At 52.8% G+C, this 23,835-nt stretch carries 22 protein-coding genes; 11 read left to right on the top strand and 11 right to left on the bottom strand.

Going from position 1 to position 23,835, the window contains the following annotated elements:
- Positions 1-9 precede the first annotated feature (9 nt).
- Positions 10-468 carry an Lrp/AsnC family transcriptional regulator gene (locus tag WFN75_RS00750; RefSeq protein ID WP_040076894.1) on the bottom strand — a complete coding sequence of 153 codons (459 nt, stop codon included), beginning with the start codon at positions 466-468 and terminating at the stop codon, positions 10-12.
- A gap of 115 nt (positions 469-583) precedes the next feature.
- On the opposite strand from WFN75_RS00750, the gene WFN75_RS00745 reads away from it, so the two are divergent.
- On the top strand, positions 584-1,630 hold the full coding sequence (locus tag WFN75_RS00745) for a PLP-dependent cysteine synthase family protein (protein WP_040076895.1): 1,047 nt from the start codon (positions 584-586) through the stop codon (positions 1,628-1,630).
- Between the two features lie 40 nt (positions 1,631-1,670).
- On the opposite strand, the gene cof is transcribed toward WFN75_RS00745, so the two are convergent.
- Positions 1,671-2,489, bottom strand: a complete 819-nt coding sequence (cof, locus tag WFN75_RS00740; protein ID WP_336995442.1) for an HMP-PP phosphatase — start codon at positions 2,487-2,489, stop codon at positions 1,671-1,673.
- Positions 2,490-2,591: 102 nt separating this feature from the next.
- On the opposite strand from cof, the gene WFN75_RS00735 reads away from it, so the two are divergent.
- Together WFN75_RS00735 and queC are read left to right on the top strand one after the other, a co-directional pair.
- The gene (locus WFN75_RS00735) at positions 2,592-4,292 is read left to right on the top strand and encodes an SgrR family transcriptional regulator (RefSeq protein WP_336995441.1); all 1,701 of its coding nucleotides are present in this window, start codon (positions 2,592-2,594) and stop codon (positions 4,290-4,292) included.
- 67 nt (positions 4,293-4,359) lie between these two features.
- Positions 4,360-5,055 carry a 7-cyano-7-deazaguanine synthase QueC gene (gene queC / locus WFN75_RS00730; protein WP_046884451.1) on the top strand — a complete coding sequence of 232 codons (696 nt, stop codon included), beginning with the start codon at positions 4,360-4,362 and terminating at the stop codon, positions 5,053-5,055.
- Between the two features lie 45 nt (positions 5,056-5,100).
- On the opposite strand, the gene WFN75_RS00725 is transcribed toward queC, so the two are convergent.
- From WFN75_RS00725 to bolA, 9 genes are all read right to left on the bottom strand, one after another.
- Positions 5,101-5,499, bottom strand: a complete 399-nt coding sequence (locus WFN75_RS00725) for a YbgC/FadM family acyl-CoA thioesterase (protein ID WP_336995440.1) — start codon at positions 5,497-5,499, stop codon at positions 5,101-5,103.
- 97 nt (positions 5,500-5,596) lie between these two features.
- Positions 5,597-5,941 (bottom strand): helix-hairpin-helix domain-containing protein, encoded by a 345-nt coding sequence (locus WFN75_RS00720; protein WP_212477020.1) that lies wholly within the window; start codon positions 5,939-5,941, stop codon positions 5,597-5,599.
- Between the two features lie 147 nt (positions 5,942-6,088).
- Positions 6,089-7,963, bottom strand: coding sequence for a peptidylprolyl isomerase (gene ppiD, locus WFN75_RS00715; protein WP_336995439.1), 1,875 nt, complete (start codon positions 7,961-7,963; stop codon positions 6,089-6,091).
- Between the two features lie 211 nt (positions 7,964-8,174).
- Positions 8,175-8,447, bottom strand: coding sequence for a nucleoid-associated protein HU-beta (gene hupB / locus WFN75_RS00710; RefSeq protein ID WP_002444653.1), 273 nt, complete (start codon positions 8,445-8,447; stop codon positions 8,175-8,177).
- 210 nt (positions 8,448-8,657) lie between these two features.
- Complete coding sequence (gene lon, locus WFN75_RS00705; protein WP_046884454.1) at positions 8,658-11,012, bottom strand: endopeptidase La; 2,355 nt, start codon at positions 11,010-11,012, stop codon at positions 8,658-8,660.
- Between the two features lie 184 nt (positions 11,013-11,196).
- The gene (gene clpX, locus WFN75_RS00700; protein ID WP_040076904.1) at positions 11,197-12,471 is read right to left on the bottom strand and encodes an ATP-dependent protease ATP-binding subunit ClpX; all 1,275 of its coding nucleotides are present in this window, start codon (positions 12,469-12,471) and stop codon (positions 11,197-11,199) included.
- Between the two features lie 128 nt (positions 12,472-12,599).
- Complete coding sequence (gene clpP / locus WFN75_RS00695) at positions 12,600-13,223, bottom strand: ATP-dependent Clp endopeptidase proteolytic subunit ClpP (RefSeq protein ID WP_003021624.1); 624 nt, start codon at positions 13,221-13,223, stop codon at positions 12,600-12,602.
- Between the two features lie 259 nt (positions 13,224-13,482).
- The gene (gene tig, locus WFN75_RS00690) at positions 13,483-14,781 is read right to left on the bottom strand and encodes a trigger factor (RefSeq protein WP_046884455.1); all 1,299 of its coding nucleotides are present in this window, start codon (positions 14,779-14,781) and stop codon (positions 13,483-13,485) included.
- A 329-nt stretch (positions 14,782-15,110) separates the two neighbouring features.
- Positions 15,111-15,428, bottom strand: coding sequence for a transcriptional regulator BolA (gene bolA / locus WFN75_RS00685; protein WP_040076908.1), 318 nt, complete (start codon positions 15,426-15,428; stop codon positions 15,111-15,113).
- A 305-nt stretch (positions 15,429-15,733) separates the two neighbouring features.
- Between bolA and WFN75_RS00680 the strand changes: the two genes are divergently transcribed.
- From WFN75_RS00680 to WFN75_RS00645, 8 genes are all read left to right on the top strand, one after another.
- The gene (locus tag WFN75_RS00680) at positions 15,734-16,312 is read left to right on the top strand and encodes a lipoprotein (protein ID WP_040076910.1); all 579 of its coding nucleotides are present in this window, start codon (positions 15,734-15,736) and stop codon (positions 16,310-16,312) included.
- A 48-nt stretch (positions 16,313-16,360) separates the two neighbouring features.
- Entirely contained in the window at positions 16,361-17,836 is a 1,476-nt protein-coding gene (gene ampG, locus WFN75_RS00675) for a muropeptide MFS transporter AmpG (protein ID WP_288821263.1), read from the top strand.
- A gap of 476 nt (positions 17,837-18,312) precedes the next feature.
- Complete coding sequence (gene cyoA, locus WFN75_RS00670; protein WP_040076912.1) at positions 18,313-19,260, top strand: cytochrome o ubiquinol oxidase subunit II; 948 nt, start codon at positions 18,313-18,315, stop codon at positions 19,258-19,260.
- Between the two features lie 16 nt (positions 19,261-19,276).
- Entirely contained in the window at positions 19,277-21,268 is a 1,992-nt protein-coding gene (gene cyoB, locus WFN75_RS00665) for a cytochrome o ubiquinol oxidase subunit I (RefSeq protein ID WP_046884457.1), read from the top strand.
- Positions 21,258-21,872: a cytochrome o ubiquinol oxidase subunit III gene (locus WFN75_RS00660; protein WP_040076915.1), complete on the top strand. Its 615-nt coding sequence runs from the start codon at positions 21,258-21,260 to the stop codon at positions 21,870-21,872. The genes cyoB and WFN75_RS00660 overlap by 11 nt, the downstream gene beginning before the upstream one ends.
- Positions 21,872-22,198 (top strand): cytochrome o ubiquinol oxidase subunit IV, encoded by a 327-nt coding sequence (locus tag WFN75_RS00655; protein WP_040076916.1) that lies wholly within the window; start codon positions 21,872-21,874, stop codon positions 22,196-22,198. Before WFN75_RS00660 ends, WFN75_RS00655 begins: the two co-directional genes overlap by 1 nt.
- An 11-nt stretch (positions 22,199-22,209) precedes the next feature.
- Complete coding sequence (gene cyoE, locus WFN75_RS00650) at positions 22,210-23,097, top strand: heme o synthase (protein ID WP_046884458.1); 888 nt, start codon at positions 22,210-22,212, stop codon at positions 23,095-23,097.
- Between the two features lie 233 nt (positions 23,098-23,330).
- Entirely contained in the window at positions 23,331-23,663 is a 333-nt protein-coding gene (locus tag WFN75_RS00645; RefSeq protein ID WP_046884459.1) for a hypothetical protein, read from the top strand.
- The last annotated feature ends 172 nt before the right edge of the window (positions 23,664-23,835 follow it).

The raw sequence follows: 23,835 nt of genomic DNA, 5'->3' as shown, positions 1-23,835 counted from the left end.
GCCGGGAGGTTATTCAATGGGTAACGCTGTGGTGTATTTAATCTGTTCCATGGCGAAGCTGGAGGTGACATCCGACAGGCCAGGCACGCTGTTGACCAGCCGTTTGTAAAAGTCATCATACCGTTTCATGTCCGCCACCTGAACGCGCATCAGGTAGTCGTACTCCCCCGCCATGCGCCAGAAACCGAGCACTTCCGGCATGCCGGTCACCTCGCTCACGAACCGGCAATACCAGTCGCTACTGTGGTGCTGCGTTTTTATCAGCACAAAGGCGGTTAAACCAAGCCCCAGTTTTTCGGGATCAAGCAGCGCTACGCGGCCCAGCAAAATGCCCTCATCTTCCAGGCGTTTAAGGCGCTTCCAGCAGGGCGTGGTGGTCAGATTAACGGCATCCGCCAGCGCCTGCAAAGAGAGGGTGCAGTCACTTTGCAGTAATGAGAGTAGCTTACGGTCAATTTTATCTAGCATAGCGCCCCCATAGAGAAAATTTTTCTCCTTACATTCTATTTTAAAGGCCAGATAGCAACAATTTTTTCTGTGCTTTTCGCTATGCTGGGCACAAAATGACAAACGGATAATTACGATGAATAGCACCTGGGTTAAACATGCCATCAGCGAAATCAACGCCGACTATCAGCGCTCGGCAGATACCCATCTCATTCGCCTTCCGCTGCCGGGGTTTGCCGGAATTCAGCTCTACCTGAAAGATGAAAGCACTCATCCGACCGGCAGCCTGAAGCATCGCCTCGCCCGCTCGCTGTTTTTATATGGCTTGTGTAACGGCTGGATAAAAGAGGGGACTCCCATTATTGAGTCCTCGTCGGGATCTACCGCCGTGTCAGAGGCGTATTTCGCCCGCCTGCTGGGCCTGCCGTTTATCGCCGTGATGCCCGCCTGTACCGCAAAGCGTAAAATTGAACAGATCGAATTTTATGGCGGCCGCTGCCACTTTGTTGAGAGCGCCTGTGAAATCTATGCGGCCTCAGAGATGCTGGCCCACGAGCTGCACGGCCATTATATGGATCAGTTCACGTATGCTGAACGTGCCACCGACTGGCGCGGTAATAACAACATTGCCGACAGTATATTCCGCCAGATGCAGTGCGAGCCGAACCCGGTGCCGACCCACATCGTGATGAGCGCCGGTACCGGCGGTACCTCGGCAACGATTGGTCGCTATATTCGCTGCCAGGGCTATGACACCCGCCTGATGGTGGTGGACCCGCAAAACTCCGTGTTCCTTGATTACTGGCAGAGCCGGGATAGCAGCCTGCGCAGCCCGGTGGGCAGTAAAATCGAAGGGATTGGCCGCCCGCGCGTCGAGCCTTCCTTTATTCCCGATGTGGTAGACGAGATGCTGCGCGTGCCGGACGCCGCCAGCGTAGCCACTGCCCATTGGCTGGAATCTCAGCTGGGGCGTAAGGTCGGTGCCTCAACCGGCACCAACATGTGGGGCGCGTTACAGCTGGCAGCCCGGATGCGCGACGCGGGCCAGACCGGTTCCATAGTGACTCTGCTGTGTGACAGCGGCGAGCGCTATCTCGACACCTATTATAATGCGGAGTGGGTTGCCGCGAACATTGGCGATATTTCAGCCTGGCAGCAAGAGATTGCCCGGCTCGTGAAATAAAAAAAGCCAGACGGACGTCTGGCTTGCTGGAAGGGTCTCACTATTCGGGGGAATAAGGAAGATTTGGTGTGTCCAGCCAATGGGTTAAATAGTGGGACACGGCTTCGTTGCGGCAGTGTCCAATGATCGGGAGGTGCGAAAGCTCAGCAATCAGCTGCGGCATCGCATTGCCCATAATCAATCCGCGACCAACGCTGCCCAGCATCTCGCGGTCATTCATGGCATCGCCAAACGCCATACACTCCTGCAGGGTAAAGCCCAGGTGATCGCTCAGCACCGCCAGGGCAGAGCCTTTGTTACACCCCACCGGCAGCACCTCGAGACAATATTCTGCCGAGAAGGTGAGATGCGCCCTCTCGCCCAACGCCTCGTTCAACTGAATGCGCAACCGACACAGATCCTCATGATCGCCGCAGAAACAGATCTTCGTCACGGCATAGGCGGGAAGACGACGCAGGTCAGTTAGCTGATAATGAAAACCGCTGTAAGCATGAGCGTGCAGCAGTTCGGGGATTTCCCTGTTGGTAAACCAGCCATCATCATTAAAAACGTGAATACTGGCCTGGGTATCCCAGGTGCTATGCAGAACGATATCCGCCACCTGCGGATCAAGATCCTGACGGTGGAGTTCGTCCCCTTCCAGCGAGTGAATACGCGTCCCGTTGCCGGTGATCAGAAACGCATCCAGCGAAAGTTTACCCAACAGATGGCGCATCTCCAGCGCGTGGCGGCCTGTGGCAAACGTAAGAGTAATATCACGCTCACGCAGGCGCTTAAGTGCGCTCAGGGTTTTTTCACCTAAACGGTGATCCGGCATTAATAGCGTACCGTCCATATCGAATGCAGCCAGGCGAGCCATGCGTACTCCCGAAAGTGTGATGCGTTTAACTTGTGGATCAGTATCACCTGAGATATACGGAAGTAATACTGAATAGTTAAATAATATTGTTCCGGGTTTTCTATGCGCCTTCTTAACCGTCTTAATCAGTATCAACGGCTCTGGCAGCCTTCAGCCGGGGCGCCGCAGCAAGTGAGCGTGGCTGAGCTGGCCGGCCGCTGTTTTTGCAGTGAAAGGCATGTGCGTACGCTATTGCGACAGGCGCAGGAGGCGGGCTGGTTGAGCTGGACGGCACGGCCAGGGCGCGGTAAACGCGGCGATCTGCTGTTCCATGTTACCCCCGACGCGTTACGCAACGCGATGATGGAAGAGGCGCTTCAACGTGGTCATCAACAGACGGCTCTGGAATTGGCGCAGCTGGCGCCGCAGGATCTACACACACTGCTGCAGCCCTTTATGGGCGGTCAGTGGCAGAACGATACCCCAACGCTGCGTATCCCTTACTACCGCCCACTGGAGCCGCTGCAGCCGGGCTTTTTACCGGGGCGTGCAGAGCAGCATCTGGTGGGACAGATCTTTTCCGGTATCACCCGGTTTGACGACACGAGCAGCGAGCCGGTTGGCGATCTGGCACACCACTGGGAGATCGCCCCCGATGGCCTGCGCTGGCATTTTTACATCCGCTCAACCCTGCACTGGCATAACGGCGATAAGGTCGAGACCGCGCAACTGCAAAACCGCCTGGCGCTGCTGCTTGCCCTGCCCGCGCTACGTAAGCTGTTTAACAGCGTATCGCGCATTGAGGTCACCCATCCTCAATGCCTGACCTTTATTCTGCATCAGCCCGATTACTGGCTGGCGCATCGGCTGGCGAGCTACTGCAGTCGGCTGGCCCACCCCAGCATGCCGCTCATCGGCTGCGGTCCGTTTCGACTGGCGATCTTCGGGCCTGAGCTGGTGCGAATTGAAAGCCATGAGCAGTACCATCTTAGCCACCCTCTGCTGAAAGCGATCGAGTACTGGATTACCCCGCAACTCTTTGAGCAGGATCTGGGCACCAGCTGTCGCCATCCCGTACAGATCGCGATTGGCGAACCCGATGAACTTGCCAGCCTGCGGCTGGTGAGCAACAGCATTAGCCTGGGATTTTGTTATCTGACCTTGCGCCAGAGTTCGCGGCTGAGCGAACTGCAGGCCCGTCGTCTTATTCAAATCATTCATCACACCGCGCTTTTGCATACGTTACCGCTGGAAGAAAATTTGATTACACCGGCAAACGAGCTCTTGCCGGGCTGGGCCATTCCCGAGTGGCCCGACGCGCAACAGACGGCATTACCAGAAACGCTGACCCTCGCCTACCACCTGCCCGTGGAGTTACACACTATGGCAGAGCAGCTCAGGCGCTATCTGGCACAGCAGGGTTGTCAGTTGCACATTATCTTTCACGATGCCAAAACCTGGGATGGCTGCGGCGTACTGCCCCAGGCCGACATCATGATGGGCGACAGGCTTATTGGCGAGGCACCAGAATACACGCTTGAGCAGTGGCTACGCTGCGATGTGCTGTGGCCGCAATTACTGAGTCCGGCCCAATATTCCCATCTTCTGGCTACGCTGGATGCAGTACAGGCGCAGCCCGCCGCCAGCGCTCGTCACTCAGCGCTAAAAGCGGTCTTCGCGGGTCTGATGGAGAGCGCCGTGCTGACCCCTCTCTTCAATTATCACTACCAGGTAAGCGCGCCGCCGGGCGTAAACGGTATTCGACTCAACCCGCGCGGCTGGTTTGAATTTACCGAAGCCTGGCTGCCAGCACCGGGAACGTGAAGAAGCTGGTCGCCGCAGCCTGCCCGCGTTACCATTGCGTTTTACACCGTTAACGTTGGGAAGAGATATGAAACGTGCCGTCGTCGTTTTTAGCGGAGGACAAGATTCCACTACCTGCCTGGTTCAGGCGCTACAGCAATATGATGAGGTTCACTGCGTCACCTTCGATTATGGTCAACGCCACCGCGCTGAAATCGATGTCGCCCGTGAACTGGCCATCAAGCTTGGCGCACGTGCGCACAAGGTGCTGGACGTCACTTTGCTGAACGAACTGGCGGTCAGTAGCCTCACGCGCGATAGCATCCCGGTGCCAGACTACGAACCCGATGCCAGTGGCATTCCCAATACCTTCGTCCCGGGGCGTAATATTCTCTTTCTGACCCTGACCGCGATTTATGCTTATCAGGTTCAGGCCGAAGCGGTGATTACCGGCGTGTGTGAAACCGATTTTTCTGGCTACCCCGACTGCCGCGATGAATTTGTTAAGGCCCTCAACCATGCGGTGAGCCTGGGCATGGCGAAAGAGATCCGCTTTGAAACGCCGCTTATGTGGCTCGACAAAGCCGAAACCTGGGCGCTGGCAGACCACTGGGGCAAGCTGGAGATGGTGCGCAATGAAACCCTCACCTGCTATAACGGCATTAAGGGAGATGGCTGTGGCCAGTGTGCGGCCTGTAACCTCCGGGCAAACGGCCTGAATCAGTACCTGGCGAACAAAGCCGGCGTGATGGCTTCGCTGAAAGCGAAAACCGGGCTGCAGTAGTTCCGGACTCGCCGGGTGAAATCCCTCACCCGGCAGGTTTCCACTTTATTTGATCAGCTTTTCCAGTTTTTCCCGCAACTCCCCTTCCAGCGGCAGCGCTTTTTGTGTCTTCAAATCGATACAGACGAAAGTAATCAGCGCATCCGCTACGTTTTGCCCTTCGGGCTCCAGCGTCACGACCTGGCCCAGGACTCCGCTTTTGCCGTTGAGTTGCTGCACCTGACTGGTTACGGTAAGTAGATCGCCCAGTACGGCCGGGCGGCGATAATTGATGTTAATATTCACCACTACAAAGGCGATGTTGTGCGCCGTTAGCCACTGAAAGCTTTCGCTGTTTTCCAGCCCATCCCACCGCGCCTCTTCCAGAAATTCGAGATAGCGGGCGTTATTAACGTGCTGATAAACGTCCAGATGAAAACCACGTACTTTGATTTGAGTCTGCATAGCGCAATAGCCTTTATTGTCTATTTATAGGATCAGAGGTCATAACTGGTATGACCTCTTTATCCTGGCAAACTTTTGCCACCGTGCAAGAAAAAACTCAGAGTTTTAGGTTCGCCAGATTACGCTCAACCAGCGCGCTTCCCATGCCGGGTACCTGCTTCAGGTCATCGACGGTTTTGAAGGGGCCGTACTCTTCCCGGTAGCTTACAATCGCCTGCGCCTTCTTCAGACCAACGCCATTGAGAATCCGGGCCAGCTCTTCAGCCGGGGCGCTATTGATACTGACTTGTCCATCTGCACTCTCCGTCGCTTTTGCCGGGGCCGCTGCGGCTGGTGCAGTCTTACTCTGCGGTGAGGCGACGGGGGCCGCCTGCAGAGAGACGCTAGTGGATAGACCGGCGAAAGCCAGGGCAATACAGAGAGCTTTGATTCCACGTTTCATACTGTTTCTCCTTGTTTGTTAACAGCCAGGCCACGATAGCCGGACGCTAACAAACGAACAAACAGCAGATGGCAGAAATGGAAAAGGCCGCGAAAGCGGCCTTTGAGAGTTGCGATGCGTTGCGTAAATTTGCGAGCAACGCTGAAATTATTGCTGCTGAGTTATGACATCGCCCAGCTTAATTTTGGCTTCTTTGCGCAGGTTGCTCATCAGCGCTTCGAAAGTGATCTGGGCATTGTTCTGGGTGATCCCCTGAACCATCGCCTTTTTCTGCGCTTCCGGCAGGGTGCCAGACTTCACTTCATCCAGAGCCAGAATAACCACGTTGCCCTGCATATCGCTTGCAATACCAAAGCTCGGTTTATCTTTCGCCGGCTGGCTCAGCGCAAAGGCTGCCTGGCTAACAGGATCCTGACCGGTACGGCTCAGGGTTTTGGCTTCACCGAAGCTCAGACCAGCCGCCTTCAGCGCCTCGTCGCCTTTCCCTGCTTTCAGCTCAACCAGCAGTTTCTCAGCATCCAGTTTGGCCTGCTGCTCTGCTTTGTTGTGCTGAACTATTGCCGTGATCTGATCTTTCACTTCCGCCAGCGGTTTAATCGCCTCTGGTTTATGCTCAGCCACGCGTAAAACGAAGGCACGATCGCCGTCAACGGTGATGATGTCGGAGTTGCTGCCCGGCGTGCCGTTCTCACCCACCAGGCCACCGTTGAAGATAGCGTCTGATACAGGTTTGAAGTTCAGCTCTTCTGGCAGATTGTTACGACCAAACCAGCCCGTGGTCACCGCTTTGGCACCGGCAGCCTGCTCCGCGCCCGCCAGCGACTCGTTATCGTTGCTTGCGGCATCGCTCACTTTCTGCTGCAGCGCGTAGAAGGCATCCAGCGCTTTTTCTTGCTTCACTTTGGCGGCGATATCATCACGCACTTCGGTCAGCGGTTTCGTTTTAGCAGGCTCAATGTCGTCCAGGCGGGCGACCAGGAAGCCTACAGAAGATTTGATCACCCCTGAAAGTTGGCCTTTCTCTTTCAGACCGGCGTTTTTCAGCTCTTCTGGGGTGGTGCCCTCTTCCAGCCAGCCCATATCGCCGCCGTTTTTCGCAGAGATGATGTCGGTGGATTTTTCTTTGGCAATGGCGGCAAAGTCTGCGCCTTTGTTCAGTTCGTCCAGCACGGCTTTCGCATCTGCTTCCGTTTTAGTCTGGATCACGCTGTAACGGTTACGCTGAGGCTGAGTGAACTGATCCTGATGCTGATCGTAGTAAGACTGAATATCGGCATCCGACGCATTTTCCTGCATCGCCGCGGCGTCCAGCTTAATGTAGCTGATGCGGAACTGCTCAGGTGCGGTGAAGTTATTTTTGTTCTGCTCGTAGTAAGCGTTAACTTCCTGCTCGCTCACCTTTTGCTTCGCGGCCAGAGCGTTAACGTCGAAAGTGGCTTCGCGAACAATTCGCTGTTGTGCAACAAGTGCCGCCAGCTCGTCGGTTTCGCCCTTCAGCATGAAATCGCTACCCACGATGGCGTTGATTAGCTGCTGCGTCGTCAGCTGATTGCGAAGCGCTTGTGCGTATTGGTCGGCTGACATGCCCATCTGGCCAATAATGGCGTTGTAGCGGGTGTTATCAAATTTGCCGTCGGTCTGGAAAGCAGGGGTTGTGAAAATCACTTTTTTCACTTGATCATCACTGATACCCAGGCCGAGATTGTGGGCGTACTGGTCAAGCAGCGCTTCGTCGATAAGACGGTTCAGCGTCTGCTCACGCAGCGTTTTCATATAACCTTCGTTTGCTGCCAGTTCAGAGAACTGATCGCCCAGTTGCTGCTGCATACGGTTACGTTCATTGGCAAAAGCGTTCTCAAACTGCCCACGGCTAATTTCCTGGTCATTCACTTTTGCGGCATAGTTTGCGCTACCGCCAATCAGATATCCGCTTACGCCGGTCAAAATGAACGACAAAATAATGATACCGAAAATAATCTTGAGCACGAGACTGTTAGCAGCCGTGCGTAAGTTGTCCATCATGGTGTGACCACACTCCGCTGTAGGTGACTGGTGACCTGACGCTGGCGGAAATCCTGACCGCAGCGCGTAAAAATGTATTGTGACAAGAAAACAGGGCGATTGTCAGCCCACAACTCGCAGAAACTCGCAGAAAACAGTCCTGGACAAACAAAAAAGGCACATCAAATGATGCGCCCTTGGAGATGTCGACTTCCCTGAAGCAAAAAAGCAATCAGTTTACTGCGTCTTTCAGCGCTTTACCTGCACGGAAACCTGGAACTTTAGCGGCAGCGATGGTGATTTCTTTGCCGGTCTGAGGGTTGCGGCCAGTACGGGCAGCACGCTCTTTAACAGCAAAAGTACCAAAGCCTACCAGCGCTACGTCGTCTCCGGCCTGCAGAGATTCGGTAACAGAAGCAATCAGAGCATCTAACGCACGTCCAGCCGCAGCTTTAGAGATATCGGCACCCGCAGCAATTTTGTCAATCAGTTGAGATTTATTCACTCTTCTCTTCCTCTCTTTATAATTTATATCGCGCCTGAATCCTTCACAACGCGACCGCGCAGCAGTTATATCAGGCCTGCCATAACCTTACAACACCCGTTGTTGATGGCTGACCTAATCAGCAATCTAAATTAGCTATACAAAAAAAGGCTGGCAAGCCCGAAATGGCTCACCAGCCTTGTTTTTATTGACGCTCTTTGCGCGAGGTCACTATTTTGCCGTTACAACCTGCATTCCGGAGGGCTCATTCTGCAGTGCTAATGTCAGAACCTCTTCAATGCGTTTCACCGGATGGATATCCAGATCGGCAATAACGTTATCTGGAATTTCTTCCAGATCGCGCTTGTTCTCGTAAGGAATAAGCACAGTTTTAATACCACCGCGGTGGGCTGCCAGCAGTTTTTCTTTCAAACCACCAATCGGCAGAACCTGGCCACGCAAAGTGATCTCACCGGTCATGGCCACATCAGCACGTACCGGGTTACCGGTCAGGCAGGAGACCAGAGCGGTACACATCGCGATACCGGCGCTTGGACCGTCTTTCGGCGTTGCCCCTTCCGGTACGTGAACGTGGATATCGCGTTTTTCGTAGAAGTCCGGATTAATACCCAGTTTTTCCGCGCGCGCGCGCACCACGGTCAGCGCCGCCTGGATGGATTCCTGCATCACTTCACCCAGAGAACCGGTATAAGTGAGCTTACCTTTGCCAGGCACGCAGGCGGTTTCGATGGTCAGCAGATCGCCGCCCACTTCCGTCCACGCCAGACCGGTGACCTGGCCCACGCGGTTTTCGCTATCCGCGCGACCGTAGTCGTAGCGCTGAACGCCAAGAAACTCATGCAGGTTTTCACCGTTAATCTCAATCTGCTTCGCGGTTTTATCCAGCAGCAGTTGTTTGACCGCTTTACGGCACAGTTTTGAGATTTCACGCTCCAGGCTACGGACACCCGCTTCACGGGTATAGTAACGAATGATGCCAATAATGGCGCTATCGTCGACCGTCAGTTCGCCTTTTTTCAGGGCGTTGCGCTCAATCTGCTTCGGCAGCAGGTGGCGTTTGGCAATATTCAGCTTCTCATCTTCGGTATAACCCGAGAGACGGATCACTTCCATACGATCCAGCAGCGGTGCCGGAATGTTCATGGAGTTGGAGGTCGCCACGAACATCACATCGCTCAGGTCGTAGTCCACTTCCAGGTAGTGATCGCTGAAGGCCACGTTCTGTTCTGGATCAAGCACTTCCAGCAGAGCGGACGCCGGATCGCCACGCATGTCCGAAGACATTTTGTCGATCTCATCAAGCAGGAACAGTGGGTTTTTCACCCCCACTTTTGCCATCTTCTGAATCAGTTTGCCTGGCATGGAGCCGATATAGGTACGACGGTGACCGCGGATTTCCGCTTCATCACGTACCCCACCCAGCGCCATTCGCACATACTTGCGCCCGGTTGCCTGGGCGATGGACTGGCCCAGAGAGGTTTTACCCACCCCCGGCGGCCCTACCAGACAGAGAATTGGCCCTTTGATTTTATTCACACGGCTCTGGACCGCGAGATATTCAAGGATGCGATCTTTGACACGTTCGAGGCCATAGTGGTCGGTATCAAGGATTTCTTGCGCCTGGCGCAGATCTTTCTTGACCTTGCTACGGGTATTCCATGGCACCTGAACCATCCACTCAATGTAGCCGCGCACCACAGTGGCCTCGGCGGACATTGGAGACATCATTTTCAGCTTCTGCAGCTCGGCTTCCGCTTTCTCTTTTGCCTCTTTCGGCATTTTCGCGGCGTCGATTTTACGCTTCAGGGCTTCGTTTTCGTCCGGCGCGTCGTCCATCTCGCCAAGCTCTTTCTGAATAGCCTTCATCTGCTCATTCAGGTAGTACTCACGCTGAGATTTCTCCATCTGCTTTTTCACGCGGTTGCGAATACGCTTTTCCACCTGCAGCAGATCGATCTCGGACTCCATCATCGCCATCAGATATTCCAGACGTTCATTAACGTCGGACATCTCCAGCACGGACTGTTTGTCAGCCAGCTTCAGCGGCATGTGCGCAGCGATGGTATCCGCCAGACGCGCAGGATCGTCGATGCTGTTCAGCGACGTCAGCACTTCTGGTGGGATTTTTTTGTTCAGCTTGATATAGCCTTCGAACTGGCTAATGGCGGTGCGTACCAGCACCTCCTGCTCACGCTCGTCAAGCTGCGGTGAGTCAAGATACTCTGCCTTAGCAGAGAAGTGTTCGCCATCATCAGACAAAGTGGTAATACGCGCACGCTGCAGGCCTTCGACCAGCACCTTGACGGTGCCGTCAGGCAGCTTCAGCATCTGCAAAATAGAGGCCACGGTCCCGACGGTGAAAAGATCATTTACACCCGGCTCATCCGTTGATGCTTCTTTCTGCGCAACCAGCATGATTTTTTTATCATGATCCATGGCGGCTTCAAGGCAACGGATAGATTTTTCCCGCCCTACAAATAAGGGTATGACCATGTGCGGATAAACCACCACATCGCGCAGCGGCAATACGGGGATTTCAATGCGTTCAGAACGCTCAGGATTCATAGAGCTCTCTCTTAGTTTAGTGTCCGCCAGGTAATCAGGCTGCGTGACTGTGCTTCACCCAACCATTAACATGTAAACCAGTATATGGGGATGTTTCCCACACATTCAACGTCATGAATACGGAAAAATAAAAGGGGGGATAAAATCCCCCCTTTTTGATTAACTGATTGTATGAGTTGGTGAATTATTCGCCAGAAGCCTGCTGCGCTTCTGGTTTGCCATAAATCAGCAGCGGCTTAGTTTGGCCTGCAATCACGGACTCATCGATAACCACTTTCTCGACCTCTTCCATAGAAGGAAGGTCGTACATGGTATCGAGCAGCGCGGCTTCAACGATTGAACGCAGACCACGGGCACCGGTTTTACGGGCCATGGCTTTCTTGGCAATCGCATCCAGCGCTTCGTCACGGAACTCCAGGTCAACACCTTCAAGGTTGAACAACGCCTGATACTGTTTCGTCAGGGCGTTTTTCGGCTCTTTCAGGATCTGAATCAGAGCGTCTTCGCTCAGCTCGCTCAGTGTCGCCACAACCGGCAGACGACCAATGAACTCAGGGATCAGACCAAATTTGATCAGATCTTCTGGCTCAACCTGCGCTAACAGCTCACCTTCGTTCGCTTTTTCAGATTTTCCTTTCACCGTGGCGCCAAAACCAATACCCGAGCCAGTTTCTACACGGTGGGAGATCACTTTGTCCAGACCGGCAAACGCACCACCACAGATGAACAGGATCTTGGAGGTATCAACCTGCAGGAACTCCTGCTGCGGATGTTTACGGCCACCCTGCGGCGGAACCGCAGCCACGGTACCTTCAATCAGTTTCAACAGAGCCTGCTGAACCCCTTCACCGGACACATCGCGGGTGATGGACGGGTTATCGGATTTACGCGAGATTTTGTCGATCTCATCGATATAAACGATACCGCGCTGGGCTTTCTGCACGTCGTAATCGCACTTCTGCAGCAGTTTCTGAATGATATTTTCAACGTCTTCACCCACGTAACCGGCTTCGGTCAGCGTGGTGGCGTCCGCCATGGTGAACGGAACATCCAGCAGGCGCGCCAGCGTCTCTGCCAGCAACGTTTTACCGGAACCCGTTGGTCCAATCAGCAGAATGTTACTTTTACCAAGCTCAACACCATTGCTGGTGTCGCCATTACGGAGACGTTTGTAGTGGTTATACACCGCCACAGCCAGGACTTTCTTGGCCTGTTCCTGACCGATGACATAGTCATCAAGGTGATGACGGATCTCATGCGGTGTCGGCAACGCGCTGCGTTCACGATGCGGAGCAACTTCTTTAATCTCTTCGCGAATGATGTCGTTACATAAATCGACACATTCATCGCAGATATACACGGACGGCCCGGCAATCAGTTTGCGCACTTCATGCTGGCTTTTGCCGCAAAAAGAGCAGTACAGCAGTTTGCCCGAACCATCTTTGCGTTTATCTGTCATGAGTCAAAACCTCTTTTTAAGTTCTTTGTGCCGCACATGACGACGCAAATGCCATTCTGAGACGCATGCTTCTAATGAAGCAAAATGCCGCCCTACCTTAGTATAGCGGCACACGCGCGCCGTGGGCATCAATTACGATGGGTCAAAATGGAGTCGACTAAGCCGTACTCAACTGCCTCTGATGCGGAGAGGAAGCGATCGCGCTCGGTGTCACGCTCGATCTGCTCTAAAGATTGACCCGTGTGGTGCGCCATAAGTTCATTCATGCGCCCTTTTACTTTCAGGATTTCACGGGCGTGGATTTCAATATCCGTCGCCTGACCCTGGTAGCCGCCCAGCGGCTGGTGAATCATCACGCGGGAGTTCGGCAGGCAGAAGCGCTTGCCTTTAGCGCCAGCCGTCAGCAGGAAAGCACCCATTGATGCCGCCTGGCCCATACAGATGGTGCTAACGTCCGGTTTGATGAACTGCATGGTGTCATAGATGGACATGCCAGCAGTAATGACACCGCCTGGGGAATTAATATACAGGTAAATGTCTTTTTCCGGGTTTTCCGCTTCCAGAAACAGCATCTGCGCTACGATCAGGTTAGCCATATGGTCTTCCACCTGGCCGGTCAAGAAAATAACGCGTTCTTTCAGCAGACGGGAATAGATATCAAATGAACGTTCACCGCGCGATGTCTGTTCAATAACCATTGGCACCAACGCCATGTGGGGTGCAAAGTTATCTCGTTCGCCACTGTATGACATGTCCGTCTCCTGGATAAAAAATGAAAATACCTGCTGTACTGATTGTAACCTTGTGGACGGATTATCAGCCAGTCTCTTTAATACTACTTTCCCACAAATGGGGGTGGCATCGCCCTATTTCAAGCATAACAATCTTTTGCTGTTACGCTAACACTGAAAGGGCGTTTTAGCACTCTTCCTGGGCTATTAGTGTGATAAAAAAAACCCGCCGCCGGAAGGCAACGGGTTTTTGTACAAACTTTAAACAAACGCGGCGGAATTACGCCTGCTGGTTCATCAGTTCGTTGAAAGAAGTGGCTTTTTCAGTCACTTTAGCTTTTGCCAGAACGGCTTCTACAGCCTGCTCTTCCAGAGCAACATTGCGCATGTTGTCCATCAGCTCTTTGTTCTTGCCGTAGAACTCAACCACTTCTGCCGGATCTTCGTAAGCGGAAGCCATCTCTTCGATCAGGCCTTTTACGCGCTCTTCGTCAGCTTTCAGTTCGTGGGTACGAATCACTTCGCCCAGCAGCAGGCCAACAACAACGCGACGTTTCGCTTGCTCTTCGAACAGTTCACGTGGCAGTTCCAGCGCTTGTTTCTCGTTACCACCGAAACGCTGAGCAGCCTGGCGACGCAGAACGTCGATTTCGCTGTCGATCAGGGCTGCAGGGATATCGATTTCGTTCGCTTTAACCAGACCGTCGATCGCCTGAGACTTAACGCGGTTACGCACGGCGCCTTTCAGCTCGCGCTCCATGTTTTTACGCACTTCAGCACGCAGACCCGCTACGGAACCATCTTCAACGCCGAAACGTTTGATGAACTCTTCAGTCAGCTCTGGCAGTTCACGCTCTTCCACTTTCTTCAGGTTGATCGCGAACTTCGCTGCTTTACCTTTCAGGTTTTCAGCGTGGTACTCTTCCGGGAAGGTCACGTCGATGGTGAACTCTTCACCAGCTTTATGGCCTTTGATACCGTCTTCAAAGCCTGGGATCATACGACCCTGGCCCATAGCCAGTACGAAGTCAGACGCTTTACCGCCTTCGAACTCTTCGCCGTCGACAGAACCGCTGAAGTCTACAGTGACGCGGTCTTCTGCATCAGCAGCGCCGTCTTTGTCTTTCCAGGTTGCCTGCTGCTTACGCAGGGTGTCCAGCATGCCGTCAACGTCGGTATCGGTCACTTCAACAACCGGTTTTTCAACTTCGATGGATTCCAGACCTTTCAGCTCAACTTCCGGGTAAACTTCGAACTCTACAGAGTAGGTGAAGTCTTCGCCCAGCTTGTATTCGCCCGGAACATAGTTCGGTGCGCCAGCTGGATTGATTTTTTCTTTGATGATGGCGTCGATAAAGTTACGGCTCATCAGCTCGCCCAGCACGTCCTGACGTACAGAAGCGCCATAACGCTGAGCAACAACATTCATTGGGACTTTGCCCTTACGGAAGCCGTCAATACGGACTTTTTTCGCGACGTTGACCAGCTCGCTCTTAACAGCGTTTTCGATGCTGTCAGCAGCGATAGTAATCGTTACACGGCGGCCAAGGCCTTGAGTGGTTTCAACTGAAACTTGCATCTTGTTACCTCAAAAAAATCACAGTGCTCGGTCAACTCTGAATCTGTCAGTTTGCCGGGATGCTCTCTTAGTGCAGATTCACATTCCCTGTCGCCAGAATCATCCCGAAGACATACATTAAGACGCGGCATTATAGCGGCATCACTTAGGTGAGTCGAGAACGGTTGCCGCATGTTGCTGCGGCTTTTTTCACAATTTCTGGCTATTTTTCGCCTAAAAATCGCGTCACCGGTTCAAAACCCGGACAAAACAAAACGGCCCGCAGGCCGTTTTGACGTAATCTTTATGCAACATACTGGAAAAGCTCCCGCTGTTGCAAACGGGATTTACTACGCGATAGTCCCGGCTCCGCGGCACGGTGGCGACGCGAAGATGGTATCCTGCAGGCCCTTCCACTCCTTAATAGTGTAAGTGTGCAGCGCCAGCGCATGTACGGTAGATGAAAGCTCCTCCGTCAACGTACCGTAGATCATACGATGGCGATTAAGGAACCGCTCACCGGCAAAACGATCGCTCACCAGCACCACTTTGAAATGGCTTTCGGAGCCTGCCGGTACGTTATGACGATAGCTCTCGTCGACGACTTCGAGGAACACGGGTTCGAACGCTGCCCTTAATTTATCTTCGATCTGTTCACGTATCATCATGAAATTACTCCTCCGACAACGCTGAGATGTCACCCATCCCTTTAAATGTTAGCCGCTTTTACCGCTTGCATAACAAGAAGACAACAAAAATTTAGCTTTCGTCTGATTTTCTCATTCAAAGGGATGAAGTCCTATAAGAGACTCATGCGTTTTGCCCCAGGGGCATAAGGAATTGTGTTCAGGTGGTCAGATTTCAGTCAAGACGATGAATTTACATGCGTTGACCACTTCCCCTCGCCGTTGGCGATGTTATGATGGCGGCAATTTTTGTCTATTTATGATTACGATCCGTAGAGACCCCGAACATGTTAAAAAAACTCCTTTTCCCGCTTGTTGCACTTTTCATGCTGGCCGGCTGCGCCACACCGCCAACCACCATTGACGTTTCGCCAAAAATTTCCCTGCCGCAGCAGGATCCAAGCCTGATGGGCGTGACCGTAAGCATCAATGGTGCTGACCAGCGCCGCGACCAGGCTCTGGCGAAAGTGACCCGCGATAACCAGCTGGTTACCCTGACCGCATCCCGCGACCTGCGCTTCTTGCTGCAGGAAGTGCTTGAGAAGCAAATGACCTCCCGCGGCTACATGATTGGCCCAAGCGGTGCGGTTGATCTGCAGATTATCGTCAACAATCTGTATGCCGATGTCTCTCAGGGCAACGTACGCTACAACATCTCCACCAAAGCAGATATCGCCATCATCGCAACCGCGAAGAACGGCAATAAGATGAACAAAAACTACCGTGCAAGCTATTCCGTTGAAGGCGCCTTCCAGGCCACCAACAAGAATATTGCCAATGCGGTTAACAGCGTGCTGACTGATACCATCGCCGATATGGCGCAGGACACCAGCATTCATGAATTCATCAAACAGAACGCGCGTTAATTCTGTTCACTGACCCGGCACTTCGCCGGGTCAGTTCTCATTGCATACATGTCCAGCCAATACTTACGTATTTTCCAGCAACCTAAATCAGCGATTTTGCTGATCCTCGGCTTCGCCTCCGGTTTGCCCCTCGCTTTGACCTCCGGCACCCTGCAAGCCTGGATGACGGTTGAGAACATCGATCTTAAGACCATTGGCTTCTTCTCTCTGGTCGGCCAGGCTTACGTCTTTAAATTCCTCTGGTCGCCGGTGATGGACCGCTACACGCCGCCGTTGCTCGGCCGTCGCCGGGGCTGGCTGTTGATAACGCAGGCGCTGCTCTTACTGGCCATCGCCGGGATGGGTTTCCTTGATCCCTCTTCACAGCTACGCTGGATGGCGGCGCTGGCGGTGGTCATCGCCTTCTGCTCGGCGTCGCAAGATATTGTCTTTGATGCCTGGAAAACCGACGTGCTGCCTGCAGAAGAGCGCGGGGCAGGCGCGGCGATCAGCGTTCTGGGCTATCGGCTGGGAATGTTGGTATCTGGCGGACTGGCGCTCTGGCTGGCTGACCGTTATCTCGGCTGGCACGGTATGTATTGGCTTATGGCCGCGTTAATCATCCCCTGCATGATCGCCACCCTACTCGCGCCCGAACCAGACGATATTATTCCGGTGCCGCGCACGCTCGAGCAGGCCGTGGCCGAGCCGCTACGTGACTTCTTTGCCCGTAATAACGCCTGGCTGATCCTGCTGTTGATTGTGCTCTACAAACTGGGCGATGCGTTTGCCATGAGCCTCACCACCACCTTTCTTATTCGTGGCGTCGGATTTGATGCCGGCGAAGTGGGCGTGGTGAATAAAACCCTGGGGCTGATCGCCACGATTGTGGGTGCGCTGTACGGCGGAGTGTTGATGCAGCGTTTAACGCTATTCCGTGCACTGCTGATCTTTGGCATTCTACAGGGCATCTCCAACGCGGGTTACTGGTTACTGTCAGTGACCGATAAGCAGATGATGAGCATGGCAGCCGCGGTCTTCTTTGAAAATCTGTGCGGGGGTATGGGCACAGCTGCCTTTGTGGCCCTGCTGATGACGCTGTGCAACAAATCCTTTTCAGCCACCCAGTTTGCGCTGCTCTCTGCCCTTTCGGCGGTTGGCCGGGTGTACGTCGGCCCGCTGGCAGGCTGGTTCGTTGAAGCGCACGGCTGGCCTCAGTTCTATCTGTTCTCGGTTATCGCCGCCGTTCCCGGGTTGATCCTTTTACTAATTTGCCGCCGCTCACTGGAATATACCCAGCAAACGGAGCAATTCATGCCGAGAAGTGACTTCCCTTCCGCGTACCGTTTTGCTCTGCGCATGCTGATGGCCGGCTGTGCGTTACTCGGCGTTTGGCTGCTGGTGTTGATCGTTAATGCACTCACCGCGCTCGCCTTGCCGATGGCCGATCTTCTGCTCGACGTAGGTGCCCTACTGGCGGTGACGGGTATCCTTATCGGTGCGGTGCTGGATTACCTGGCGCTGCGCAGACATCAGATGGCCTAATCCAGAAGAAAAGGTTATTTGCCGTTGTAATAACAGTGTGAAATTATAACGGCAAATAACCCTGGTGAATGAAAAATTATATTTGTTGTTTCGTGCGCAATAGAAATTTGGAAATTACTGGAAGCGATAATAAACTCTATTTTCCATTAAACGATTCAGCTGATGAAAGTTTAATTTATCGTTTTTTAAATGTCCTTTTATTGATAATCATTTGTTAATTATTTGTGTATTTTTTGCAATGGTTATACCAATTCCCCGCCTGGCACCGGTTTCAGAAACTGTTTCGTTATAACGCCCATAACACGCGACTTTTGTCTTAAAATTAGACACGTTTTGCAACACATGTGACATGTGCGGCAGAACCCGGTAACACCTTCCTGACACAGGGCTAATGATGTTTACAGTAATGTAACCTTCCCGTAAAATGCCCCCACACTTTAAACGCCACCAGGTCCCCGTGGAATTGAGGTCGTTAAATGACACTTAGGAAATACAATAAAGGTTTGGGATGGTTGTCGTTAATTGCAGGCACTGTTTTACTTAGTGGCTGTGATTCTGCACTTCTAGACCCCAAAGGACAGATTGGACTGGAACAACGTTCCCTGATTCTGACGGCTTTCGGCCTGATGATGATCGTCGTTATTCCTGCCATTTTGATGGCAGTTGGTTTCGCCTGGAAGTACCGTGCGAGCAATAAAGATGCGAAGTATAGCCCTAACTGGTCACACTCCAACAAAGTTGAAGCTGTGGTCTGGACGGTTCCTATCCTGATCATCCTGTTCCTCGCTGTGCTGACATGGAAAACCACTCACGCACTCGAGCCAAGCAAACCGCTGGTTCACGATGAGAAACCTATTACCATTGAAGTGGTCTCCATGGACTGGAAATGGTTCTTCATCTACCCGGAACAGGGCATTGCTACCGTGAATGAAATCGCCTTCCCGGCGAACACTCCGGTGGAATTCAAAGTGACCTCGAACTCCGTGATGAACTCCTTCTTTATTCCGCGTCTGGGTAGCCAGATTTACGCGATGGCCGGTATGCAGACTAACCTGCATCTGATCGCGAATGAAGCAGGCACCTACGATGGTATCTCCGCCAGCTACAGTGGCCCAGGCTTCTCTGGTATGAAGTTCAAAGCCATTGCCACTCCTGACCGCGCCGCCTTCGACCAGTGGGTTGAAAAAGCGAAGCAGTCTACGAACACCATGTCTGACATGGCGGCATTCGAAAAAGTGGCAACACCTAGCGAATATAACAAGGTGGAGTACTTCTCTGACGTGAAACCGAATTTGTTCAAAGATGTGATTGGCAAATTTATGGATCATGGCAAGAGCATGGACGTGACCCAGCCTGAAGGTGAGCATAGCTCGCACGAAGGGATGGAAGGCATGGACATGAGCCACGCGGAAACCGCTCACTAAGGGGCCGAGGAAGAAAATGTTCGGAAAATTGACACTGGATGCAGTGCCGTACCATGAACCCATTATCATGGTTACGATTGCTGCAATTATCATTGGTGGTGCGGCCTTAGTTGGCCTGATCACTTACTTCGGTAAGTGGAGCTACCTGTGGAATGAGTGGCTGACTTCGGTTGACCACAAAAAACTCGGTATCATGTACTGCATCGTCGGTATCGTCATGTTAATTCGTGGCTTTGCGGATGCGATCATGATGCGTAGCCAGCAGGCGCTTGCCTCGGCTGGTGAAGCTGGCTTCCTGCCACCGCACCACTACGATCAGATCTTTACCGCTCACGGCGTTATCATGATCTTCTTCGTGGCGATGCCGCTGGTAATCGGTCTGATGAACGTTGTAGTACCGCTGCAAATCGGTGCGCGCGACGTTGCTTACCCGTTCCTGAACAACCTGAGCTTCTGGTTCACCGTTGTTGGCGTAATCCTGGTAAACCTGTCACTGGGTGTGGGCGAATTCGCGCAGACCGGCTGGCTGGCCTACCCGCCGCTTTCGGGAATTGAGTACAGTCCTGGTGTCGGTGTTGATTACTGGATTTGGGCGCTTCAGCTCTCCGGTGTCGGTACGACCCTGACCGGTATTAACTTCTTTGTGACGATTATCAAGATGCGTGCCCCTGGCATGACCATGTTCAAGATGCCGGTATTTACCTGGGCATCTCTGTGCGCCAACATCCTGATTATTGCCTCCTTCCCAATTCTGACTGTCACCGTCGCGCTGCTGACCCTGGATCGTTATCTGGGCACCCATTTCTTCACGAACGATATGGGTGGCAACATGATGATGTACATCAACCTGATTTGGGCCTGGGGTCACCCGGAAGTGTACATCCTGGTTCTGCCAGTGTTCGGTGTCTTCTCCGAAATCGCAGCAACCTTCTCCCGTAAACGCCTGTTTGGTTACACCTCGCTGGTGTGGGCAACCGTGTGTATTACCGTTCTGTCGTTCATCGTTTGGCTGCACCACTTCTTCACCATGGGTGCGGGCGCGAACGTAAACGCCTTCTTCGGTATTACCACAATGATTATCGCCATCCCGACCGGGGTGAAGATCTTCAACTGGCTGTTCACCATGTACCAGGGCCGTATCCAGTTCCACTCAGCAATGCTGTGGACTATCGGCTTCATCGTGACCTTCTCCGTTGGTGGGATGACCGGCGTACTGCTGGCGGTACCGGGTGCAGACTTCGTACTGCACAACAGTCTGTTCCTGATTGCCCACTTCCATAACGTTATCATCGGCGGTGTGGTCTTCGGTTGCTTCGCAGGTGTGACTTACTGGTGGCCAAAAGCGTTCGGTTTCACCCTGAACGAAAAATGGGGTAAACGCGCCTTCTGGTTCTGGATCATCGGCTTCTTCGTTGCATTTATGCCGCTGTACGTGCTGGGCTTCATGGGTATGACCCGTCGTCTTAGCCAGCAGATTGATCCACAGTTCCACCCAATGCTGATGATTGCAGCAGGCGGTGCGGTACTGATTGCCTGTGGTATTGCTTCTCAGCTGATTCAGTTCTACGTCTCTATTCGCGACCGCGACCAGAACCGTGACCTGACCGGTGACCCATGGGGTGGCCGTACGCTGGAGTGGGCAACCTCTTCTCCACCTCCGTTCTATAACTTCGCCATTGTGCCGCAGATTCATGAGCGCGACGCATTCTGGGAAATGAAAGAAAAAGGTGAAGCGTACAAGCAACCAGCACATTACGAAGAGATCCACATGCCGAAAAACAGCGGTGCGGGCATTGTGATTGCCGCCTTCGCTACGGTATTTGGTTTCGCAATGATCTGGCACATCTGGTGGCTGGCGATTGTTGGCTTTGCTGGCATCGTAATTAGCTGGATTGTGAAGAGCTTTGACGAGGACGTGGACTACTACGTACCAGTCCGTGAAGTTGAAAAACTGGAAAACCAGCATTTCGACGAGATTGCTAAAGCGGGGCTGAAAAATGGCAACTGATACTCTGGCGCACTCAACTGCCCATGCGCATGAACACGCGCACCACGATACAGGACCGATGAAAGTTTTCGGTTTCTGGATCTACCTGATGAGCGACTGCATTCTGTTCTGCTGTCTGTTCGCAACCTATGCCGTTCTGGTGAACGGCACAGCGGGCGGTCCGACCGGTAAGGACATCTTTGAACTGCCGTTCGTTCTGGTTGAAACCGCACTGCTGCTGTTCAGCTCCATCACCTACGGCATGGCCGCTATTGCCATGTATAAAAACAACAAGAGCCAGGTTGTCTCCTGGCTGGCGTTGACCTGGTTGTTTGGTGCGGGCTTCATCGGGATGGAAATCTATGAATTCCATCACCTGATTGCTGAAGGTTTCGGCCCGGATCGTAGTGGCTTCCTGTCCGCGTTCTTCGCGCTGGTGGGTACCCACGGTCTGCACGTAACCTCAGGCCTGATCTGGATGGCGGTACTGATGTTCCAGGTATCCCGTCGTGGCCTGACGAGCACCAACCGCACCCGTATTATGTGCCTGAGCCTGTTCTGGCACTTCCTGGATGTGGTTTGGATCTGTGTGTTCTCTGTTGTGTATCTGATGGGGGCGATGTAATGAGTCATTCTAACGATCATGGCGCTTCCCATGGCAGCGTAAAAACCTATATGACAGGTTTCATCCTGTCGATCATCCTGACGGTTATCCCCTTCTGGATGGTGATGAGCGGTTCTGCTTCTAAGCCGGTTATTCTGGGTGCAATCCTGGTGACCGCGGTGATTCAGATTCTGGTGCATCTGGTTTGCTTCCTGCACATGAACACCAAGTCTGATGAAGGCTGGAACATGACGGCCTTCGTCTTTACTGTGATTATCATCGCAATCCTGGTAGTCGGCTCCATCTGGATCATGTGGAACCTCAACTACAACATGATGGTTCACTAAGAGCGGCGAGTATGTTTAAGCAATACCTGCAAGTTACGAAACCAGGCATCATCTTTGGCAACCTGATCTCCGTGATCGGAGGGTTCCTGCTGGCCTCTAAGGGCAGCATTGATTACACCCTCTTTATCAATACGCTGGTTGGGGTGTCGCTGGTGGTTGCGTCCGGTTGTGTATTTAATAACTACATCGACATGGATATCGACAGGAAGATGGAAAGGACTAAGAACCGGGTGCTGGTAAAAGGCCTGATGTCCCCTTCCGTCTCGCTGGTGTACGCCACCTTGCTGGGTATTGCTGGCTTTATGCTGCTGTGGTTCGGTGCTAATCCTCTGGCCTGCTGGCTGGGGGTGATGGGTTTCGTGGTTTATGTGGGCATCTACAGCCTGTATATGAAACGTCACTCCGTCTACGGTACGCTGATTGGTTCACTCTCCGGCGCTGCGCCGCCGGTGATTGGCTACTGCGCGGTCACTAACGAGTTCGACAGCGGTGCGCTCATCCTACTGGCTATCTTTAGCCTGTGGCAGATGCCGCACTCCTATGCCATTGCGATTTTCCGCTTTAAGGATTATCAGGCTGCGAACATCCCGGTTCTGCCGGTCGTGAAAGGCATTTCGGTCGCCAAGAACCACATCACGCTTTATATCATTGCCTTCGCTATCGCCACGCTGATGCTCTCTTTGGGCGGTTACGCTGGGTATAAATATCTGGTTGTCGCTGCCGCCGTGAGCGTTTGGTGGCTGGGCATGGCACTGCGCGGTTATAAAGTGGAAGATGATAAGGTCTGGGCGCGTAAGCTGTTCGGCTTCTCTATCATTGCTATTACCGCATTGAGCGTGATGATGTCCGTCGATTTTATGGTACCGGATTCACACAGCCTGCTCACTTACGTCTGGTAAGTTCAGGATGCTGTTAAAAAAGCCTCGGGCCTGCGCCCGGGGCTTTTTTTTTGCGTAAGGTTCTGACAAGGATGTCACGGTCATATGCCAGGCTAAGAGTATGCAAGGTGACCCCTCTATATTTACTAATTCTTAGTTTTGAAGACGCTATAGCTTAACGCTATCGACAGTGTTAGCCTCCCGAAATGGATACATAACTGATGTATTCAGGATTATTTATTAAGGGAATAAACATGAAAGAATTATCTATAATTGAAATGGAATATGTCTCAGGGGGCTTCGATCTCTTTGGCGCCGTCACCGGGTTTTCCAGCTTTGTTTTTAATTCAGGCATCGGTTTTGCCTCGTTTGTCTGGACGTCTGGTACGGCATTTACGCATTTTGTCGCCGATAGCGCACTGGAGTTCGGTAAGTATGTGATTGGCCAGTCCAGCTGGACATCTGTCGTTTCGACTGGCTCCAGTAACTGGAATAACTTTACCAGTACCGCTGGAGACAGTTGGTCTAACTTCGTCAGTAATGCCGGAAATGACTGGAATAAATTTATTGATGCTGCCTCTGCCTGACGCAGAGTGAAATTTCTGGCAGGTAAAGCTGCCTGCCAGAAAAAATTAGCGGTTTTATTCACTTTACTCTCTGAACTAACGCATCAGCAAGGATACCTCAGTCGTTATCTCAGGCAGACTACTCTGGCGTTGCTGGCAAGCCCGGCATCATAACCTGCACCTACGAGACGCC

Origin of the sequence: Leclercia sp. UBA7405 (genome assembly GCF_037152215.1) — a bacterium.
Taxonomy (GTDB): domain Bacteria; phylum Pseudomonadota; class Gammaproteobacteria; order Enterobacterales; family Enterobacteriaceae; genus Enterobacter; species Enterobacter pneumoniae.
The sequence above is the reverse complement of the archived record's forward strand: the minus strand, read 5'-3'. Positions and strand labels throughout refer to the sequence as shown.

Excerpts from the sequence above, each read along its gene's own strand:
- WFN75_RS00750 (WP_040076894.1), bottom strand. The coding sequence starts at position 468 with ATGCTAGATAAAATTGACCGTAAGCTACTCTCATTACTGCAAAGTGAC.
- WFN75_RS00745 (WP_040076895.1), top strand. The coding sequence starts at position 584 with ATGAATAGCACCTGGGTTAAACATGCCATCAGCGAAATCAACGCCGAC.
- cof (WP_336995442.1), bottom strand. The coding sequence starts at position 2,489 with ATGGCTCGCCTGGCTGCATTCGATATGGACGGTACGCTATTAATGCCG.
- WFN75_RS00735 (WP_336995441.1), top strand. The coding sequence starts at position 2,592 with ATGCGCCTTCTTAACCGTCTTAATCAGTATCAACGGCTCTGGCAGCCT.
- queC (WP_046884451.1), top strand. The coding sequence starts at position 4,360 with ATGAAACGTGCCGTCGTCGTTTTTAGCGGAGGACAAGATTCCACTACC.
- WFN75_RS00725 (WP_336995440.1), bottom strand. The coding sequence starts at position 5,499 with ATGCAGACTCAAATCAAAGTACGTGGTTTTCATCTGGACGTTTATCAG.
- WFN75_RS00720 (WP_212477020.1), bottom strand. The coding sequence starts at position 5,941 with ATGAAACGTGGAATCAAAGCTCTCTGTATTGCCCTGGCTTTCGCCGGT.
- ppiD (WP_336995439.1), bottom strand. The coding sequence starts at position 7,963 with ATGATGGACAACTTACGCACGGCTGCTAACAGTCTCGTGCTCAAGATT.
- lon (WP_046884454.1), bottom strand. The coding sequence starts at position 11,012 with ATGAATCCTGAGCGTTCTGAACGCATTGAAATCCCCGTATTGCCGCTG.
- clpX (WP_040076904.1), bottom strand. The coding sequence starts at position 12,471 with ATGACAGATAAACGCAAAGATGGTTCGGGCAAACTGCTGTACTGCTCT.
- clpP (WP_003021624.1), bottom strand. The coding sequence starts at position 13,223 with ATGTCATACAGTGGCGAACGAGATAACTTTGCACCCCACATGGCGTTG.
- tig (WP_046884455.1), bottom strand. The coding sequence starts at position 14,781 with ATGCAAGTTTCAGTTGAAACCACTCAAGGCCTTGGCCGCCGTGTAACG.
- bolA (WP_040076908.1), bottom strand. The coding sequence starts at position 15,428 with ATGATGATACGTGAACAGATCGAAGATAAATTAAGGGCAGCGTTCGAA.
- WFN75_RS00680 (WP_040076910.1), top strand. The coding sequence starts at position 15,734 with ATGTTAAAAAAACTCCTTTTCCCGCTTGTTGCACTTTTCATGCTGGCC.
- ampG (WP_288821263.1), top strand. The coding sequence starts at position 16,361 with ATGTCCAGCCAATACTTACGTATTTTCCAGCAACCTAAATCAGCGATT.
- cyoA (WP_040076912.1), top strand. The coding sequence starts at position 18,313 with ATGACACTTAGGAAATACAATAAAGGTTTGGGATGGTTGTCGTTAATT.
- cyoB (WP_046884457.1), top strand. The coding sequence starts at position 19,277 with ATGTTCGGAAAATTGACACTGGATGCAGTGCCGTACCATGAACCCATT.
- WFN75_RS00660 (WP_040076915.1), top strand. The coding sequence starts at position 21,258 with ATGGCAACTGATACTCTGGCGCACTCAACTGCCCATGCGCATGAACAC.
- WFN75_RS00655 (WP_040076916.1), top strand. The coding sequence starts at position 21,872 with ATGAGTCATTCTAACGATCATGGCGCTTCCCATGGCAGCGTAAAAACC.
- cyoE (WP_046884458.1), top strand. The coding sequence starts at position 22,210 with ATGTTTAAGCAATACCTGCAAGTTACGAAACCAGGCATCATCTTTGGC.
- WFN75_RS00645 (WP_046884459.1), top strand. The coding sequence starts at position 23,331 with ATGAAAGAATTATCTATAATTGAAATGGAATATGTCTCAGGGGGCTTC.